General features: G+C 62.9%; 14 protein-coding genes. 5 read left to right on the forward strand and 9 right to left on the reverse strand.

Annotation, left to right across the window (positions count from 1 at the left end; all coding sequences use genetic code 11):
- Window positions 1-109: 109 nt before the first annotated feature.
- The 4 genes from G3574_RS22790 to G3574_RS22805 all read right to left on the reverse strand — a co-directional run bounded on the left by G3574_RS22790 (window position 110) and on the right by G3574_RS22805 (window position 5,156).
- On the reverse strand, window positions 110-2,749 hold the full coding sequence (locus tag G3574_RS22790) for a PEP/pyruvate-binding domain-containing protein (RefSeq protein WP_163967851.1): 2,640 nt from the start codon (window positions 2,747-2,749) through the stop codon (window positions 110-112).
- Entirely contained in the window at window positions 2,746-3,834 is a 1,089-nt protein-coding gene (locus G3574_RS22795; RefSeq protein WP_163967852.1) for a polysaccharide pyruvyl transferase family protein, read from the reverse strand. The genes G3574_RS22790 and G3574_RS22795 overlap by 4 nt, the downstream gene beginning before the upstream one ends.
- A 171-nt stretch (window positions 3,835-4,005) precedes the next feature.
- The gene (locus G3574_RS22800) at window positions 4,006-4,731 is read right to left on the reverse strand and encodes an SGNH/GDSL hydrolase family protein (RefSeq protein ID WP_163967853.1); all 726 of its coding nucleotides are present in this window, start codon (window positions 4,729-4,731) and stop codon (window positions 4,006-4,008) included.
- 29 nt (window positions 4,732-4,760) lie between these two features.
- The gene (locus G3574_RS22805; RefSeq protein ID WP_163967854.1) at window positions 4,761-5,156 is read right to left on the reverse strand and encodes a hypothetical protein; all 396 of its coding nucleotides are present in this window, start codon (window positions 5,154-5,156) and stop codon (window positions 4,761-4,763) included.
- A gap of 82 nt (window positions 5,157-5,238) precedes the next feature.
- Here G3574_RS22805 and G3574_RS22810 point away from each other — a divergent pair, with 82 nt between their 5' ends.
- The 3 genes from G3574_RS22810 (at window position 5,239) to hpf (ending at window position 6,778) form a co-directional block, all read left to right on the forward strand.
- Window positions 5,239-5,478: a hypothetical protein gene (locus tag G3574_RS22810; protein ID WP_163967855.1), complete on the forward strand. Its 240-nt coding sequence runs from the start codon at window positions 5,239-5,241 to the stop codon at window positions 5,476-5,478.
- A 296-nt stretch (window positions 5,479-5,774) separates the two neighbouring features.
- A complete protein-coding gene (locus tag G3574_RS22815; RefSeq protein WP_163967856.1) occupies window positions 5,775-6,119 on the forward strand; it encodes a hypothetical protein in 345 nt (114 codons plus the stop codon).
- 296 nt (window positions 6,120-6,415) lie between these two features.
- A complete protein-coding gene (hpf, locus tag G3574_RS22820) occupies window positions 6,416-6,778 on the forward strand; it encodes a ribosome hibernation-promoting factor, HPF/YfiA family (RefSeq protein WP_163967857.1) in 363 nt (120 codons plus the stop codon).
- A 20-nt stretch (window positions 6,779-6,798) separates the two neighbouring features.
- On the opposite strand, the gene G3574_RS28865 is transcribed toward hpf, so the two are convergent.
- Window positions 6,799-8,451, reverse strand: coding sequence for a methyl-accepting chemotaxis protein (locus G3574_RS28865; RefSeq protein WP_163967858.1), 1,653 nt, complete (start codon window positions 8,449-8,451; stop codon window positions 6,799-6,801).
- Window positions 8,452-8,954: 503 nt separating this feature from the next.
- On the opposite strand from G3574_RS28865, the gene opgC reads away from it, so the two are divergent.
- Window positions 8,955-10,139, forward strand: a complete 1,185-nt coding sequence (gene opgC / locus G3574_RS22830; RefSeq protein WP_163967859.1) for an OpgC domain-containing protein — start codon at window positions 8,955-8,957, stop codon at window positions 10,137-10,139.
- 162 nt (window positions 10,140-10,301) lie between these two features.
- Window positions 10,302-11,027: a family 16 glycosylhydrolase gene (locus G3574_RS22835; protein WP_163967860.1), complete on the forward strand. Its 726-nt coding sequence runs from the start codon at window positions 10,302-10,304 to the stop codon at window positions 11,025-11,027.
- A gap of 31 nt (window positions 11,028-11,058) precedes the next feature.
- Here G3574_RS22835 and G3574_RS22840 read toward each other — a convergent pair whose 3' ends face one another.
- Genes G3574_RS22840 through G3574_RS22855 form a run of 4 tightly spaced genes read right to left on the reverse strand, consistent with a single transcriptional unit; the run spans window position 11,059 to window position 17,070 of the window.
- Complete coding sequence (locus G3574_RS22840) at window positions 11,059-12,420, reverse strand: DUF3131 domain-containing protein (protein ID WP_163967861.1); 1,362 nt, start codon at window positions 12,418-12,420, stop codon at window positions 11,059-11,061.
- Window positions 12,421-12,461: 41 nt separating this feature from the next.
- Window positions 12,462-13,877 (reverse strand): DUF3131 domain-containing protein, encoded by a 1,416-nt coding sequence (locus G3574_RS22845; protein ID WP_205609890.1) that lies wholly within the window; start codon window positions 13,875-13,877, stop codon window positions 12,462-12,464.
- A complete protein-coding gene (locus G3574_RS22850) occupies window positions 13,874-15,238 on the reverse strand; it encodes a DUF3131 domain-containing protein (protein ID WP_163967862.1) in 1,365 nt (454 codons plus the stop codon). The genes G3574_RS22845 and G3574_RS22850 overlap by 4 nt, the downstream gene beginning before the upstream one ends.
- Window positions 15,235-17,070, reverse strand: a complete 1,836-nt coding sequence (locus tag G3574_RS22855) for a glycosyltransferase family 2 protein (RefSeq protein ID WP_163967863.1) — start codon at window positions 17,068-17,070, stop codon at window positions 15,235-15,237. The genes G3574_RS22850 and G3574_RS22855 overlap by 4 nt, the downstream gene beginning before the upstream one ends.
- Window positions 17,071-17,097: the final 27 nt, after the last annotated feature.

Genomic DNA, 17,097 nt, shown 5'->3' on the forward strand with positions numbered 1-17,097 from the left:
CCAGTCAACAACGACGTCGATGCCGAGCTTGAAGTATAAGCCTTGCGCGGCGCTTCAAGGCCGGATTTCGCACGTCCCTGCGTGGCCAATCCATCCGCTTCCATCCAGCTCACGCCGTGCCTGGCGCCAGGCGGCGCACTTCGCCGGTCGCGCCGTTGACCTCGACGAGATCGCCGTCGCGTATCCAGTCGAGCACGCCCTTCACGTTTACCACCGCCGGCACCGCGAATTCGCGCGCGACGATGGCCCCGTGCGAAAGATAACCGCCGGTTTCCATCACCAGTCCTCCCGCTTTCAGGAACAGCGGCGTCCATGCGGGGTCGGTGGAGGGCGCCACCAGGATCTCGCCTGGACCCAGCCGCGCGCCATCCCCGGGGGCGCGTACGATGCGCGCCACGCCGCGCGCGATGCCCGCCCCGGTCGCGACGCCGAGCCGCACGTCGCCCGCCATGCCCCGGACCTCGGGCTTGCCGGAAACCGCGGCCTGGCCGCCTTCCATCACGACATCGGGGCCAGGCTGCCGCTCCCAATGCGCGCGCTGCGCGAGGCGGTCCCGCACGCGGGCCGCCGCGCCTGCCGGCGGGAGCCGTCCGGTCAATGCCATCCCGATTTCCTCCGCCGTCAACTCGAACACTTCCGGGGGCGCGGCGAGCGCCTGCCGGGTCGCCAGGAGCCCGCCGATATGCAGCAGCAACGGCCTGCAGGCATCGGACAGCCGCATGAAGCTGCTGCGCGCCAGTTCGCGCTGGCTGCTTTCCGCATTGGCCTGGCGGACCAGGGCCTTGAGGCCTGGCCGGCGATACCATGGCACGCCGGCGCGCACGACTTCCCAGGCGTCGTCGACTGCCCTGCGCTGCCTCGCTTGCACCGCCTCGCGGGACACGTCCAGCAGGCCGGCAATGCTGTCGAGAACATAGCCAGGATCCTCGTGCCAGCGAGGCTGGCGCCAGTAGCTTTCATAGATGCCGCGATGGCCGTAGCGGCGCAGGAAGTCCTCGAATCCCTGGCGGAAAGGATGCGATGGCGGCAACCGCTGCCATGCCTGGTCGTCGCGTTCCGCGCCGGTGATCCATCGGCGCAATGGCGGGTCCGCCGCAGCGGCGCGCGCCAGGTCCATCATGGCGTAACCCTGTTGCGCCGTGACGCTCGGCTCGCCGCCCGCGAGCAGCGCCGACGCGAGCCGGTAGGCTTGTCCGGGCAGCCAACGCTCCAGCCTGTCGACCAGGATGGCAAGGCTGGCGCCGCCCGACCCTTGCAGGAATGCCAGTTCACGCTGCCCCTGGACCTGGGCGATGCGTTCGAGCAGCGCCTGGTGGCAGGCAAGCGCATCCCGCGGCAAGGGCATGGCGCGCCATTGCGCCGCCAGCCGTTCGGCGCGGGCCGCGATGGCATGTGCCCTGCGGCGCACGCCGATCGAGCCGGCAAGGTAGCGCGCGATGCGCGGCAGGCGCCGCAGCCGATCCTTCCAGCGTTGGGGCGGCACCGCGATCTCAGGCTGGTGGCCGCCGGCGAGTTCGTTGATCCGTCCGGGCGAGACGCCGAATGCGTCATAGCCTTCCCACATGACCAGCGACAGGTTCAGATACAGCCTGCCCTGGTGCAGTGCCGTCCTTTGCGCTCCCGGAAGGACGGGATAGGCCGCCATCCGCAAGCCTTGCTCGAGGATGACGTTGACCATCCGCCGCACCGACCACCAGTCCAGCGCGGAGAGAGGAAAGGGCACGACGTCGCGCGTATTGCCGTTGGTCCAGATCACGGGCTGGCTCGCGATTTCCGCATAGGTATTCGTTGCCATGGCGGTCACCGGCCTCGCTTGCACCAGCCAGAAGCGTTCGCCATCCCACACCCATTCGATGTCATGGCAGGGCCGGCCCATGTCCAGCGCGAACGCGGTGGAGCGCACAAGCTGCCCCAATGCCAGCGCCTGCCCATCGTCGAGCACGCGGCGGCGCGCGGCGGCTGGATCGGTGTCGCGCAGCGCCGTCCCGCCGTCTTCTCGCAGGCCGGTCTGCCGCAGCTTGCTGCCGACCCGCCACTCGGCCAGCATCAGCGCGCCGCCATGAACGTCTTCCTGCAAGAGATATTCGTCCCCGGCCGCCTCGCCCGACACCAGCGATTCCGCCAGGCCCCAATGCGCGTGAATCACGATCCTGTCGTCCCGCCCGGTGCGCGGATCGCAGCTGAAGGCGATGCCGGCCGCCTGCGCCGGCAGCAGGCGCATGATCACGACCGCCATCGATGCCTGCGCGTGCGAGATGCCGAGGCGTTCCCGATAGGCGACCGCTTGCGGCGTCCACAGCGACGCCCACACCTCGCGGATCGCTTGCAGCAGGTCCGGCATGCCGCGCACGTTCAGCCGCGACAAGTGGATGCCGGCGAAGGAGGCCTTTTCCGAATCCTCCGACGTGCCGGAAGACCGCACGGCAAGCGGCTGCGCTGCCCAGTCCCGAGCGTCCATCGCCGCAGCCAGATCGGCGGTCAGGCCGGGCGGAATGCTGCAAGCCAGCAGCGCCGCATGGCAGGCGGCGGCAATTGCGGCGCTTGCGCTGGCATCGCCGCCGTGCTCAGCCGCCTCGATCTCCGCCATCAAGCCCGTCTCTTCCATGACCTGGCGGCAGGCACTTGCGGGAACCACGAATCCGTCAGGCACCGGCACGCCATACCGCGCCAGCAATCCGAGCTGCCAGCCTTTTCCGCCAGCCTCCTCACGCTGCAGGGCGGCATCCTTCCATTCCAGCAGGCCGTTCACCGCTTCTCCCCGTCGAAGTTCGCCATGGCGTGTTCATGCGCATCCATCAATGCGCCGGCATGGCGGCGCCGCAGCGCCGGGTCCGTTGCCAGCGCGGACAAGGCAGCTTCTACGAGGGCGTCTGCCGGCGCGGCCGCCGGAAAACCCGGCAAGCCCCACGTCGCCGCAAAGGCGGCATGCTTGCCATCAACGGCATCATTCCCCGGCTTGCCGATCGTGACGCAAGGGATGGCGTGCGACATGGCGACGATGACCGCATGGAGACTGCTCGCGCATACCAGGCGCGCCATGGCGATCAAGGCGCATGCTTCCCATACGTGCTGGGATTCGAAGAGCAGAGCTGGAGCGGGTCGCATCGCTTGCGCGATGCGTCGAAGAACCTCTAGGTCATCGTGCCACGGCGCTGCACCGGCACGAAACAGGACGCAGGGCAGCGAGGCCGCCACGCATAAGGCCCGCAGTTGCCCGGCCAGCGCGCGCACCGTGGCATCGTCCCCGAACTCGGCGTTGCACTGGACCGCGATGTATCCTTTGGCACAGCGCCGCGCCACGTCGGCCGCCTCTCCCTCTTTCGATCCCGCCGGCATCCGCGCCGCGATCTCCGTCGCGCATGCGTCAGCCACCATGACGACGGCGTCGGGTATCACGCTTGCGCGAATCCCCGCACGTGCCAGCTGCGAAACGGTGATGTTGTCGCGTACAGTCAGGCTGTTGGCGCGCCGAAGCTTGCCCAGGACTTCATGCTGGAACGCCGGGTCGCGCCGGCCAAGCGTCACGCCGCCCGCCGCGTGAAAATGCACGGAGGTTCCAGCGGGAAGGTCATGCAGGCCAGAAGGCGGCAGCACGTAGGGCGCCAGGTCCGGCCTGTGAAGACGCTTGCGCGCCCACGTCATCCGCTCTTCCGGATGCCTATCGAGAGCACGAACGATGCGCGCCGCCTCGTCGTTCGCTGCCAGCATGACGGCCGCTTCCCATGCGTCGCAGGTAAGTATCTCGCCGCCGACATGGATGATCCTCAGCGGCCCGCGCGCATCGGCAAGGATCTGCGTGATGGAATGGACGTCATGCCCGCCAAGAGGTCGCAAGTCCCGATCTGCCAGTCCGGCAAAGAGAGGCTCTTCGGCGTCCTTGGTGCGCATGGCATGGAAGACATGGGGAAAGAGAAGATCGCCAAGATTGTGGCGGTCGAAGGCCCCGAAGTAAACGGTCCTTGGATGGACAGAGCGAGCGTGCGTGCTTGCGGATCCTGGCATGCCTCAGCGGCGCAAGGCTTGCGCCTGCAGGCGTTCCTGATCGATCGCTTCGGCCACGGCCGCGACCGCGATGGCGTGCCACTCGGCGCACGCCGGATGTGGCGTCTCTGCCGGACGCTGCCAGATGGCGGCGTGAAACGCATAGGCGGCGATGCATGATCCCGCCAGGCTGGGATGGCTGTCGTCGGGGTCGTGCAGCCGCAGTCCGGCCTGCATGCGCATGGCGATTTGCCAGGCAGGCCCCACGGGAACGACCATCGCGTTGTTCGCCAAGCCAAGCGCCCGGTAAAAGCTGTTCAGCGAGAGTTGCCGTTCGGGCGCGTAGGCGCGCGCCCAGGTGAGATAGATCGCAGGCTGGGCGCCGGCGCGGCGTATACGGTCCGCGAATGAGGCCACGTATCGCCGCGTCGAGCGATCGTCGATGAAGGGTTGCTGGCTGGCCTCCTGCAGCACCACGACGTCCCATTTCGCGGAATCGATGGCTTGCTGGGCATCGCCATTTAACCAATGGTCTCCCAGCCGCGCGCCGCCGACGGTGACGGTCTTGACGACGGGATGGGGCGCGCCGTTCAGTTCGGCAAGCTCGGACACCAGCCTCGGCATGGCATGGTAGTAGGTATAGCTGTTGCCGATGAACAGGACGCGCTTCCCGGCAGGCAGGTCGTCGGCATCAGCAGCGCGTGCGGTCGTCGCGAGCGAAGCCGCGACGAGCAGGCATGCCGTGGCCACGGACATCATCCTGCGGAGAGTGACGCTTGTCAGTTCAGGTCTTGCACGCGGCATGACAGTAATTCCGGAAGTCCGTTGAACATGGCAACGATCAAGTGTTGGGCACGATTATCGACCACGCGCAATGGCCGGGGATGGGAAATATCAATGCCCGATTCGATCGGTTCGCGATGCGGCGCGGCGACCGAGCCATGCCGCTCTGCGAGGTGGCAATGGTAATTGCCTTGCGGGCCAGTGACAAGACAGTCACGGGACAGCGACAAGCCGCGCGTGCGTGACGGGATATTCCCGCGTCTGAAAAAAACACCCCTGTCCCGATTGTTTTTATTTTTTTGACATGGCAGAATGAATTCTTCCGGTGTCTTGGCCCAGGCCTCAGGCCGCTGATGAGTCCGAGAGATTTCATCGACAGGCATCCGGTCCACGCGCAGCGCGCTCGTTTGAAGCGGCTGCCCTGACTTCCACCAGTGTCATTCAACTTAGACGGAGGGCGATATGAAAGCTTGCATGCTACAGCAGACCACGTTGCAGCAACGCCCGACGTCCGTCATGGCCTTCCGCTGCTCCACGTTCGTCGTTCCGTCCGCATCCCGCGCCGGATCCCGCAATGGCGTCCGCAGCAACGACGGCATGAATGGCTCCCGCAGCATGCATCTCACCAATGGCCGCAACCGATCCAACGGCCTGAATCATTCGACGCAATACAGCATCATCCGGAGGAATGTCCTCCTGGACGAAGGAGGATAGCAGCACCACCTTCGACCAGCCTGACAGTCAGGCAAGGCGACCAGCCCGGATGATCCCAAGGACATCCGGGCTTTTTGTTTTCATCGTCCTTGCGCGTAATGCCGCGTCTAGCGGCCGGCAGTGAAGTCCTCTTAGGAGGCCGTCCCCGGAGAACCGGACAAGACGTCGATCTTTGAAACGCACGGAAGGAGGCTTCACCCGTTCAAGCAGACATGGCTCTCAGCCGTGCCTGCCTGGCCGGGGAACGCCTGCAAGGCAATCGTGTCCTGCACTCCCCTCGCGCTTTTTGAAAGCGCATGGCATTGCCAGGATCTCGCTCACCCTTCGCTTTCCACATCCGTTCGACGCGGCGCGCATTACCCGATTGCGCCGCACCTCTTCAACGCACCACCCTCGCCGTGCGGGATGGCGCAGTCGCAGTTGCACGGCATGCCATTAAAGACCACCTACCAAAGGAAATGAAAATGAGCCTCGAAGAAATCATGAAACAGATGGACCAGAAAAGCGAAACCCTCCAGGGTTTCCGGGATGGCGAACTCTGGTACCGCACGCGCAGCGGATCGGAGTATGCCGTACCGATGACCTATCGTGGCGACTCCGCCTATCAGGCGCAGGAAAATCTCGTTCATCTGATCCGCTGATCAACAATGAGCGATGCCGACCTCTCAGCACGAGGTGCCGCTGCGATCCTCATGCTGCAAGAGCCTGTTCGAAAATGCCGCCGATTCGGAAGGCGGCTTTTCCGAACAGGCTCTTGTTCGTCCATCGTTGCCGCAGAAACGCTGCCGGTGACGATTGGGATGATGCAATCTTGCGCGCCCGCAATGTCAACGTTCCTGGTCCGATGATGAACCTGCATGATTGTCCACCGTCATAAGGACACAAGAGCACTTGATCTTCGGATCAGGATTTCCTTAACTTGCGGAATGGAACTTCCATGAATCTACTGCTTACAGGACAACACGTCGACGTCAGCCCGGCATTGCGTGAATACGTCGAAAAAAAACTGGAACGAATTACCCGGCATTTTGACCAGATCATCGACATTGCCGTCGTTCTAGGTGTGGAAAAGCCGTCCGAAAAGGAGAAGCGGCAGCGCGCGGAAATCAATATGCGGCTCAAGGGCAACGTGATTCACGTCGAACACTTTGCCGAAGACCTGTATGCGGCGGTGGACTGTGCGGTGGACAAGCTGGACCGGCAGGTCCTGAAATACAAGGGAAAGGTGCAGGACCACCAGCATGAAAGCATCAAGCGCTCGCCGGAGCGCCTGGAAGCTCCCCAGCCTCCGGGCGTCTGACCGGCGGTGCACTCAGCCAATTAGCCGATCAGCTTCAGCCGGACGTTGCTCAGGCTGGGCTGATCGGTTTCTTCCTCGACATCAGGACTGACGCCCGGAAAGCTGGCTTGGATCACATTCCCTGCATGGCCAGTGACGTGAAACGCCGACACAGCCTGGGCAAGCACGGCGGCCCGCTGCTGCATGGCGGCGGCTGCAACGGCGGCCTGTTGCACCAGGGCGCCGTTCTGGCGCGTCATCTCGTCCATCGTGGAGACGGCCTGATTCACTTCCTCGATGCCGGCGCTCTGCTCCTGGCTGGCGCCGCTGATCTCATCCATGATGGCAACGACATGCTTGACGGCGGTGACGATCTCTTCCATCTGGGTGCCTGCCTGGCCGACGAGCGCATTGCCGCTCTCCACCTTGCTGACTGAATCGTTGATCAGTTCCTTGATTTCCTTTGCCGCGGCGGCCGAACGCTGGGCCAGGTTGCGCACTTCGGATGCGACCACGGCGAAGCCCCGACCCTGCTCCCCGGCGCGCGCCGCCTCGACCGCGGCGTTCAGTGCAAGGATGTTTGTCTGGAAGGCGATGCCATCGATCACGCTGATGATGTCGACGATCTTGCGCGAGCTGTCCTTGATGGAGGTCATCGTGCCGACCACCCGGCTGACGACCTCGCCGCCCTTGAGCGCGGAAGCGGAAGCCGATTGAACGAGCTGGTTCGCCTGCTGCGCATTGGCGGCGTTCTCATTCACCCGCGAGGTCAGCTGGCTCATCGATTCCACGGTCTGCTGGATGGCATCTGCCTGGGCATCGGTACGAGAAGACAGGTTGGCATTGCCATCGGACAGTTCGTCCGAATTGGCGCGGATCTGCTCGGTGTTGTCGCGGACCTGGCTGACGATGCGCGACAGGCTTTCGTCCATTTCCTTGAGCGCGCCCAGCAGCTCGCCCATTTCATCCTTGCCCGTCACCTCGATCGGCGTGCCCAGCTTGCCGGCGGCGACGCGCTTGGCGACATCGAGCGCTTCGCCCAGGGGTCCGGTGATGCTGCGGGTGGTGAAGAACGACACCGCGCCGCCCATCAACACCGTCGCGATGCCGGTAATGATGAGCACCATGGTGATCTTCTGGCCGGTGGACTCGGAGGCTTCCATCAGCCGGTCGATGTGCACCTGCTGCAGCTGGACCAGCTTGTCGATCTGCTGCACGGCCTGCTGGTTAAGCGGGTCGATCTTGGAAGAGATCAGCTTGCCGGCACCCTCGTTGCTGTAGCCTTTCACCAGCTCGATCGCTTCCTTGAACGGGCCTTCCGTCTGCTTGTCGAGACCCTCGATGGCTACGAGGATCTTGTTTTCGTCGTCGTCGAGCCCGGTGGACACGAGCTTGTCCTTCGCTTCCTGGAACCGCTTGCGCTGCACCGCCAGCTTGCTCTCTTCCTTCTGCATTTCAGGCATGCTGTACTGCAGCCCGACGTTGCGCATGGCGATGCCGCCTTCCAGCACGGCGCTGCGCATGGTGTTGGCAAGCTGGACCTTGCTGTTCGCCACCTGGGTAGCGGAATTGTGGGAGCGCCGCGCGTTGCCGCTGACGAGAATTCCCGCGATCAGGACGCAGACTACCCACGCGAGGAGCACGCCGAAGCCGAGTTGGAGACGCGCTCCGATTTTCAGTGACCGAATATTCATGATATCTCTTTCGCAAGCCCGTGGAATCAAACGACTAAGGACGAGTCTTTGCCCGCAAAAGATGGGGCGAACAGCATCAGCGCGACAGGCGCGCGATGTCGGCGCGTGAGCGCTGCGCAGGCCGGCGCCGGCGCGGGGCCGGCATGACTGGCAGGATGGTTGTACTGCCGATGCAGCCGGCTTGGCCGGTCCGCATGACGTCTCCGTTTATTTATATTTTCTTATAGGCATATCTTAGACAAGAAGTTTCTACCACGCAACAAGCACGGGCCGGTATTTGATTGAAATCAATCCCGGGGAAGGTAAGACGGCCCATACCTGGCCTGGCCTGCCAGCAATGCGGTCATTTCCTTGGCCTACCTTAATGCCGGTGTGAAGCACAGAGAACGTTGTCCAACATGCATAGTCGGAGCATCAGGACGAATCAGCGCGGAGCCATGCCCATCTCTCCAACACTCTCTTCCGAGCGGCAAACCGAGGGCCATGTGAATGCGCGGCCTTCCATGCGCTACATTCAGGGCAGCTCGACGCGGGACCTGCGCATCGACTTCCTGCGAGGCATGGTTTTCCTGCTGTTGTTCACGGCTCACTTCAATTACTTCTCCTGGTTCGCTCTCATCGCCTGGGAGCGCATCGGCGTCATGTCCTCGGCGGAAGTGTTCATCTTGCTGGCAGGCGTGGTGACCGGCGCGGTGTATGGCAAGAAGCTGAGGACGGAGGGCCTTCCCGCCTGCACCATCAAACTGTTCAAGCGGTGCTGGACGCTATACAAGATCGCCGTCATCGTCGCCGGCTCGGTCGCCCTGCTGCGGCTCGTTCCCGGAATCGATGCTTCCGTCCTCACGCATTTCACCGACCCCGTCAGCGGGCAGACTTATTCGCTTTACCCGCCGGTCGAGGCGGGCCTTTTCGTTACCCTGCTGCACGTGCTCGTGCTTGCGGCGGCGCCCCACCAGTTCCAGATCGTCGGCTTGTACGTGGCGCTGTTCCTGTTCACGCCCTTGTTGTTCCGGGCCTTATACCATGGCAAGACTGGCTGGCTGCTGGCCGCCAGCTGGCTGCTCTACTTCGTCAACTACGTCACGCCGGAATCGATTCCAGGCACGGCCGCAATCCGCCTCACGGTCTGCCAGTTCGAATATGGCTTTCCCATCCTGGCGTGGCAGCTGTTGTTCGTGCACGGCGTCGCCGCCGGCTATCACCGCCGCACCATCGATGCCTTCTTTCGCACGCCCGCCGGCCACATGGTCGTTGCGGCATGCATCGCCGCGTCCCTGCTGCTGATGCTTTTCTCCTTGAATCATCCCTTGCCCGAGCTGCCGGACTGGGCCACCATGCACCTTATCGCCCCAGAAACCTTCCAGTCGCTGTATCAGGATTACTTCCTCAAGTACAAGCTGGGCCCCGGGCGCGTATTGAACACCGCCGTGCTCATGGTTAGCCTGATGTGCCTGCTGACCTTGGCATGGCGGCCCATCGACAAGGCGCTCGGATGGCTTTTCATCCCTCTCGGCCAGGAATCGATGTACGTCTTTTTCGTGCATGTTTATCTTTTGCTGATTGTTTCCAATTCTCCTCTTCCAGGCATGCACGATCCGTGGGTGAACACCCTGATCCATGCCCTGGCCCTGCTGATTTGCTGGGTCATGGTCAAAAATCGCTTCCTTTTTCGCTGGATCCCTCGCTGATGCATCCCGCTCCAGCCGCTGGCCTTGGCAACCTGTCTTTTTACAACTGCTTTCATTTATGTCTACGCAGGCTAAGTCGCTTATGCTAATGTTACTCCACGGCAACGTTCTCCTTGAAGGCGCGGCCGCGGTCAATACGGGCAACATCAGGCGGCGATTAACGTGGAAGCAAAAAAACTCATGGCGGCGGCTTTGTGCCTTGCCGGCTCTCTCATGACGGGCGGCGCGCACGCGCAGGCGACCCAGGTATTCTTCGATGACTTCAACACGAAGGGTGGACTTGGCAGCGCCTGGCAGATTTCGTCCTGGGTGAACGGACACCCCTTCGGCTGCACTTTCTCCAGCCAGGACGTTTCCAAGAACAAGGGCCTGCTCTCGCTCAGCTTCAGCGGCAGCTCCGGAAAATGCGCCGAGGTCAGAACGAACCAGTATTGGCAGTACGGTACCTATATCGTCGACATGAAGCCTGCCAACGTGAAGGGCACAGTCAGTTCATTCTTCCTGTACGACGGCGTGGCCGGCACCAGCAGCCATGCAGAGATCGACATCGAATTCATCGGCGGCAAACCGCTGCTGCACACGAATTACTGGATCGCCGGACAACCCGACCAACTGGACATCGACCTCGGCGCCTACGGCATCGATCCTTTCAAGTCATCGCGAAAATACAGCATCGTGTGGCAGCCTGACTCGATTTCCTGGTTCGTGATGAACGACGCCGGGCAGTGGGTCGAATTGCGCCGCGTCGCGGCGGCGCAGTCGACGCCGATGAAACTGATGATGAATGCCTGGTACGGCGACAACATGGACAGCGCGCTCGTCTTCCCCGGCTACTACGACGGGACGCCCGGCAAGGCGGACTACAACTCGGTATGGATAGGCCAGTAGCCGCCCCACTGCGCCGCCATTCGCATGCAGTTCACGGTGCCGCGCACATCTTTCGTTCCGGCGGCAAACACTGCTTTGTAGGCAGGAAAGGATCGGACGTGCGGCGATCGAAGTACCCCGGCGCCGCGTTCTCCGGATGAAGCTGGCCGTAAGCCTTGAAAAGCAAGGTTTCCAGCACCATGGCGTTGGTTTCCAGGCTGAGCGATTCCAGCACTTCTCCCGTTTTCTCAAAACGTCCCTCATACCATCCGCGCTCCGGGTTGTATAACTGGCGCACCGACCGCATCAGCCTATCTGCATAGGGCGTCGGCCACAGCGCCCACATGCCGAACGCCGCCCTGGTCGAGACCAGCGCCATCTCCTCGTGGCGCTTGCCGGACTCGTCGACGGTATTCCACGGAAAACCCGCCGCATAAATCGCATCGATCACATGGAAGGGTTCTTTTCTGATCGCGTAATCCGTGCGGGCGGTAAGGATTCCCTGTTCGGCATGGCGGGCTTCCTGGACACGGTAAACCCGGTCGGCATAACGATGCAGATCGAGGCGCTGCTCCGTCCCGGGATAGCGCCAGCCATATTCCATGCCCAGCAAGACATAAGGCACGGTGACCACCGGCGCCTGGGCGCCCGTGGTGCGCGGATCGCGCGCATCATATTCGAGCGGGATGCCAAGGATGGAGACGGTTTCCGTACGCATCGAAGACCAGACGCGGCGCGCATCGAATCCCCATGCGGCAAAGCCGGCGGCGGCGCTCTGCTCATAACCGAGGCGCCCTTCCTGGTAACGCTTGCGCCCGTCCTTTCCGCGCGAGACGGCATGCATGACACCGCAATCATCGACTACCTGGCAGAAATTCCATCGCAGCACTGCCTTGTCGAGGTATTCGCGGTATTGGGGGAAGCGCAGGCCAATGATCTTCATCCATGTCAGCAAGCGGCCGACCTCGATCGCGGACCAGCCGATGTCCCCAGGCTGGTTTTCCTGGTTCACCATCTTGCCCGTCATGGCGTTGTAAAGCCTGGCCGGAACGCTGTTCTCCGACAATTCCATCGTGTTGAGGAACTTGAGAAGGCGTGACATGCGCTGGTCGAATTCGCGCGCGTCGATCAACTGGAAGCTGCGGGCCGCCGCCAGGGCAGCCAGGTAATCCGCAACCTGCGACATGGAAAAGACCGGGTAACGGTCTAAGCCGTTGACGAGTCCGTTCTCCGGATTGGTATTGTTCTCGACGTAGCGCCAGGCGGCTTTGGCCCATAGCATCTCGGTCTCGGTCGGACGTCCGAAGCGGCCGACCGATCCTTCATGCTTCTGCAGGTCGGCCAGCTTTTCGCCCTGTCGCGCCACGACTCCGCAAGATGCCAGGTTGCCTGCAATGATGGTCCAGCAAATCATGCCGGCAATGCGGCGCCAACATGACGGAATGCGTGCGCGCATCAGCATGACGCGGCGGGACAAGCCTCGGCGCCGACCCGGCGGAAGCTGTATCGCGTCGCGGCATCGGTCCCATAGGCTTGGTCAAGGGTCTTTTCCCACATGCCCTTGCCCCGCCCTCCCCACTTCAACAGCTTGCCCTGCGCCTTGTAGAGCAAGGCCTCCAGCAGGATGCCGTTATTGTTGGCAGTGAACGCCTTGATGGGGCCCTTTCCGTTTTCCAGGATGGCTTCGTAATAGCCCTTCTGCGGATCATAGGTATTGACGATGGACCTGAACAGCACGTCGGTGTAATCGGATTTCCATAGCACCCACATGCCAAGCGCGGCCTTGAGCGACACCGCGGCAAACTGCGGCACATGCTTGCCGGTGTCGGTGATCGTGTTCCAGGTGAAGCCGTCGGTGTACACCGTGTCGTAGGCGAAGTAGGGTTCCTGGTCGAGCTGGTGTTCGGAGCGGGCGGTCAGGATGCCGGTGTCCCGGTAGCGGTTCTCCTGCGCCTGGTAGACGCGGTGCGCGAAGTTCTCCATCCAGTCATGGCTATGCCGCTTGATGTCGGTGCCGCGGTCGAGGGCGAGGTCCCAGTTGAACTCGATCCCGTCCAGCACATAGCTTTCCGACACCACATAGTTATGCTGCGAGGTTTCGCGGGAATCTCGGGAATCGAAGGGAACCGACACGCCGTGCGTCGTCACGGTCTCATAAGGCTCCGGCCTGGAAGCCATCTCCGTCGAAATGCCCCACAGCTGGAATCCCTTCGCCGAATATTCCTCGTAGCCGAGCCGCCCCTCCTGCACGTACTGCACCTTCTTTTCCTTGTCGAGGTTGGCACCGTACATGGTCCCGCTGCGGTCGACCACATGCTCGAAGTTCCAGCGCAGCACGAAGCGGTCGATGTCCTCGGCGTGCTCCGGATAGCGTTCCTTCACGATCTTCAGCCAAACCAGCAGGCGCCCGAGGTCGAGCGCCGAAAAGCCGATCTCTCCCGGCTTGTTGCCGTAGTCGGTCATCTCCCGTGTCTTGGTGTGGTAGACCTTGTTGGGCAATTCATTGCGGAACAGCTTCAGCTCGTTGAGCGAGCGGATCAATGCCGAGAAGCGGTCGTATGCCTGCTTCGGCGTGATAATGCCCAGCTCGCGGGCCGCGACCAGCGCGCCGATGTAGGACGCTGTGTCCCACATGGTCGTCGAAGGATAACCATCGACCGCATTCACGAGCCCGGTCTCGGGTTGGGTGTTGTTCTCGAAATACTTCCAGGCCGTCCGTGCCATGTTCATTTCAACGTCGCTCAGCGCGCCCGTCCGCTGCTCGTAGCGAGCCGCCGGCACCTGCTCGTAGCGGGTCGCGGCAATCGTGCCGCAGGCGCCCAACGCCAGCAACACGGTCAATGCGGCAACGCGCATTCCGATGCGCTTCATGGTTTCTCCTTCGGCAGGTCGGCGGACGGTCCGAGCAGGCGTCCCCGCGCGATGTAGCTCAGGCTTTCGAGGACGACCGCGTTCGTATTCGCCGTCAATGCCTTGTTGGCCGACTTGTCGGCTTCATACATGCCGGCATACCAGCCTCGCTCCGGGTCGTTCATGGGCGCGATGGCCTCCACCAGCTGCGTCGCATAGGGCGTGCGGAACAGCGCGTACCAGCCGAAGGCTGCCTTGACGCTGATGCTGCGCAGCGCGGACACATCCTTGCCGGTATCGGTCAGCGTGAACCACGGCTTGCCGTCGGCATAGATCGTGTTGTAGGCAAAGTAAGGCGCCCGGTCGAGGTGGTCTTCCGACACCGCCGTCAGTTGCCCGGTGCGCCTGAACCGCTCTTCCTGCGCCCGGTATACCCGCCATGCCAGTTCGCGCGAGACCTGGTCCCACCCCAGCTCGAGGCCGTCGAGAACATAAGGTTCGCTGAGCACGTAGTTATGGGCGCCGCCCGTCGCGGCTTCCCTGAGATCGCGCGGCACCGCGATGCCATAGATGTCGACGTATGCCAGCTGGCGATCGTAGTCCAGCGCGGCGGGCGCGGACATGCCGGTCAGCGCCAGGGCTCGCGCGCCATACTGTTCATAACCCAGCCGGCCTTCCTGGAGGAGCTGGAGCTTGCCATCCTCGGTACGGTGCATGCCGGCCAGCGCGCCGTCGCGCACCATGCGCTGCAATTGCCAGCGGCCGACGAGCTTCGACGCGCCGGCCGCGTGCTCGGGATAATTCCAGGCGATGGCGCCGAGCGGAACGAGCAGGCGCGCGATGTCCAGCGCCGACCAGCCTATGCCGTCGGGCGCAGGCTTGCCGGTATAATCGACCATGGCGAGCGAAGAGGTGCTGTACGACTTGTTGGGCAGCGCGCCGTCCTGCAGAGGCAGGCTGGCGAGCGACGCCAGGGCCTTGTCCATCCTCTGGTCGAATTCCTTGCGGCCCACCAGGCCGATGCGTTCGGCAGACATCAAGGCCAGCAGGTAGGAAGCCGAGTCCCACATCGTCGTGGCCTGGTAATTGTCCACGGAGTGCGCGAGGCCGGTGGCGGGATCGACGTTGCGTTCGAAGTAATGCCATGCGATGCGGGCCCACGCCTGTTCGGACGGATTCAGCCCGCGCAGCTCCGGCGGCTGCGGCAGGTCGCGGCTCGCGGCAACAGGCGGAGCCGCCTGGGACGCGGCCGGCGCCTTGCTCCTCGCGGCGGCGGGTTCGACGCTGTTGCGCTCGATCATCATGACCAGCGCAAAGCCGATGATGAGCGCGAGGATGAAGATGATGTTGCTGCGCGCCCTGATGAGATTTTCCTTGTTCATGCCGCCCCCTGTAACTGCCCTTGCGCTTCTCCTTCCCCATCGTCGGACGGCCTCCATGTCGCGGCGCGTATCATGGGCAGCATCACCAGGATGTTGTTGAGTCCCCATGCGGCGTTCACGATCAGGCTTTGCAGCTGGTCGGACTCGCCCAGGCCGAACACCCGGAAGCAGCCATACAGCACGCCTGCGGCGGTCAGGGCAACCACGATGATCTGCGGGATCACCAACTCGAGGAAGTTGCCCTCCTGCCTTTCCTTGGGCGTGACCGGAAACTTGATCTTTTCGCCCTTGAGCACCGTCCACAGCGCCCTGAAGTTGATCGAAAAGAAGGACAGGTAGGACGCCTTCCCTTCCCATGCCTTCACGCCCCACATGCCGAACATGAAGGCCAGCTCGGTAGCGATCAGGAAGGGAAGCGAATGCAGGTAGAACGCGGTGCTGTAGGCCGCGAGCGGCGCCACGCCGGTAAAGAGGTAGATGATGGGCGCGGCGATGAAAACGATGTTCCAGAGGCAACCGAAATAGGACCAGAAGGTCGACAGGTACATGGTCCGCTGCGCCCAGGTCATGCGCCCCCTGAACAGGGGATTGTCGCGGAAGAAGATGTCGAGCGTGCCGCCGGCATACTTGAAGCGCTGGATCGCCCACGACAGCAAGTCCTGGGGAGAAAGCATGCGGGACTCGACCTGCGGATGCAGCACCGATTTCCAGCGCCTCGCTTCATCGTTATGCAGGACGATGGAAGTATAGATGTCTTCGGAAACGTGGAACTTGTAGGGCGTGAACTCGGTTTCGAGGACCATCTGCGTGCGCATGGCGTCGCCGAGATCGCGCTGCAGTTCCGGATCCGCCACGTCGGCCGTGTGCTTCTCGACATGGCGGCCCACGGTATTGGCAAATGCGCGCAGCGCGGCCTGCATCACCGCTTCGCGCCGGTGGATGGACCCGGCGCCGCAGCAGAACGAGGCGTTGGCAGGATTGCGGCGCCGCATGAGCACGTCGTAGAACATCTGCGGGTCGCTGACGAACGGATCGTCCCCGACGCGTACCGGGCCGACCAGCTTCTGCACCGCGATGCCGGCCCATCGCCCCGCCCCGCCGGCCTTGCGTTGAAGGTAATGGTCCAGGGTTTCTCCATCGGGGATGTCATAGAACCATTGCGGCGTCTGCACCCAGGCGACGTCGTGGTCGCGGAAGTATCCCAGCGTATGTTCGAGGTAGGTCGGAAACAGCCGGGTGTCGGCATCGCAGATGACGATGAAATCGCCCGAGGTATGCTCCATCGCGTTGCGCAGGTTGCCGGCCTTGAAACCGATGTTGCTGGCCCGGGTGATGTAGTTCACGCCCTCCTGCTCCGCGACTTCCCGCATCAGCTGCCGCCGTCCGTCGTCCAGCACATGGATGCGGACGTCGATGGGATGCGGATAGCGTACCGCCTTGGCGTCCTGGATCGACAGGCGCACCAGTTCTTCTTCTTCGTTATATGTGGTGATGAAGATGTCGATGACGATGCGGCGATGTTCTTCGCCCGGGTTGTCTGCGCAATCGCCTATCGTTGCCGGCGGCGGCCGCATCGGGTAGTCGCCGGTACGCCAGAGGTTGAAGGCGAACAGCACCAGGCCAACATAGGCGAAGGTTTCCGCCACGCCGAGCGGAATGGCGAACCAGAGCGCATCCATGTTCAATGAGTGCATCCAGCGCCAGCGGATGTAGTTGGCGCCAAGGATCAGGGCGATGACGATGAGGAACTGCCAGATGGCTTCGATGGCGGGCGAATGGGGCAGTGGCGGCGGCGGTTTTCGATGTTCGAATTGTCTGAAGTAAAAATCCAAGCCTTTCTCCTGCTTCTTGTCGTTGCC

Source organism: Noviherbaspirillum galbum, assembly GCF_010974945.1.
Taxonomy (GTDB): Bacteria; Pseudomonadota; Gammaproteobacteria; order Burkholderiales; family Burkholderiaceae_D; genus Noviherbaspirillum; species Noviherbaspirillum galbum.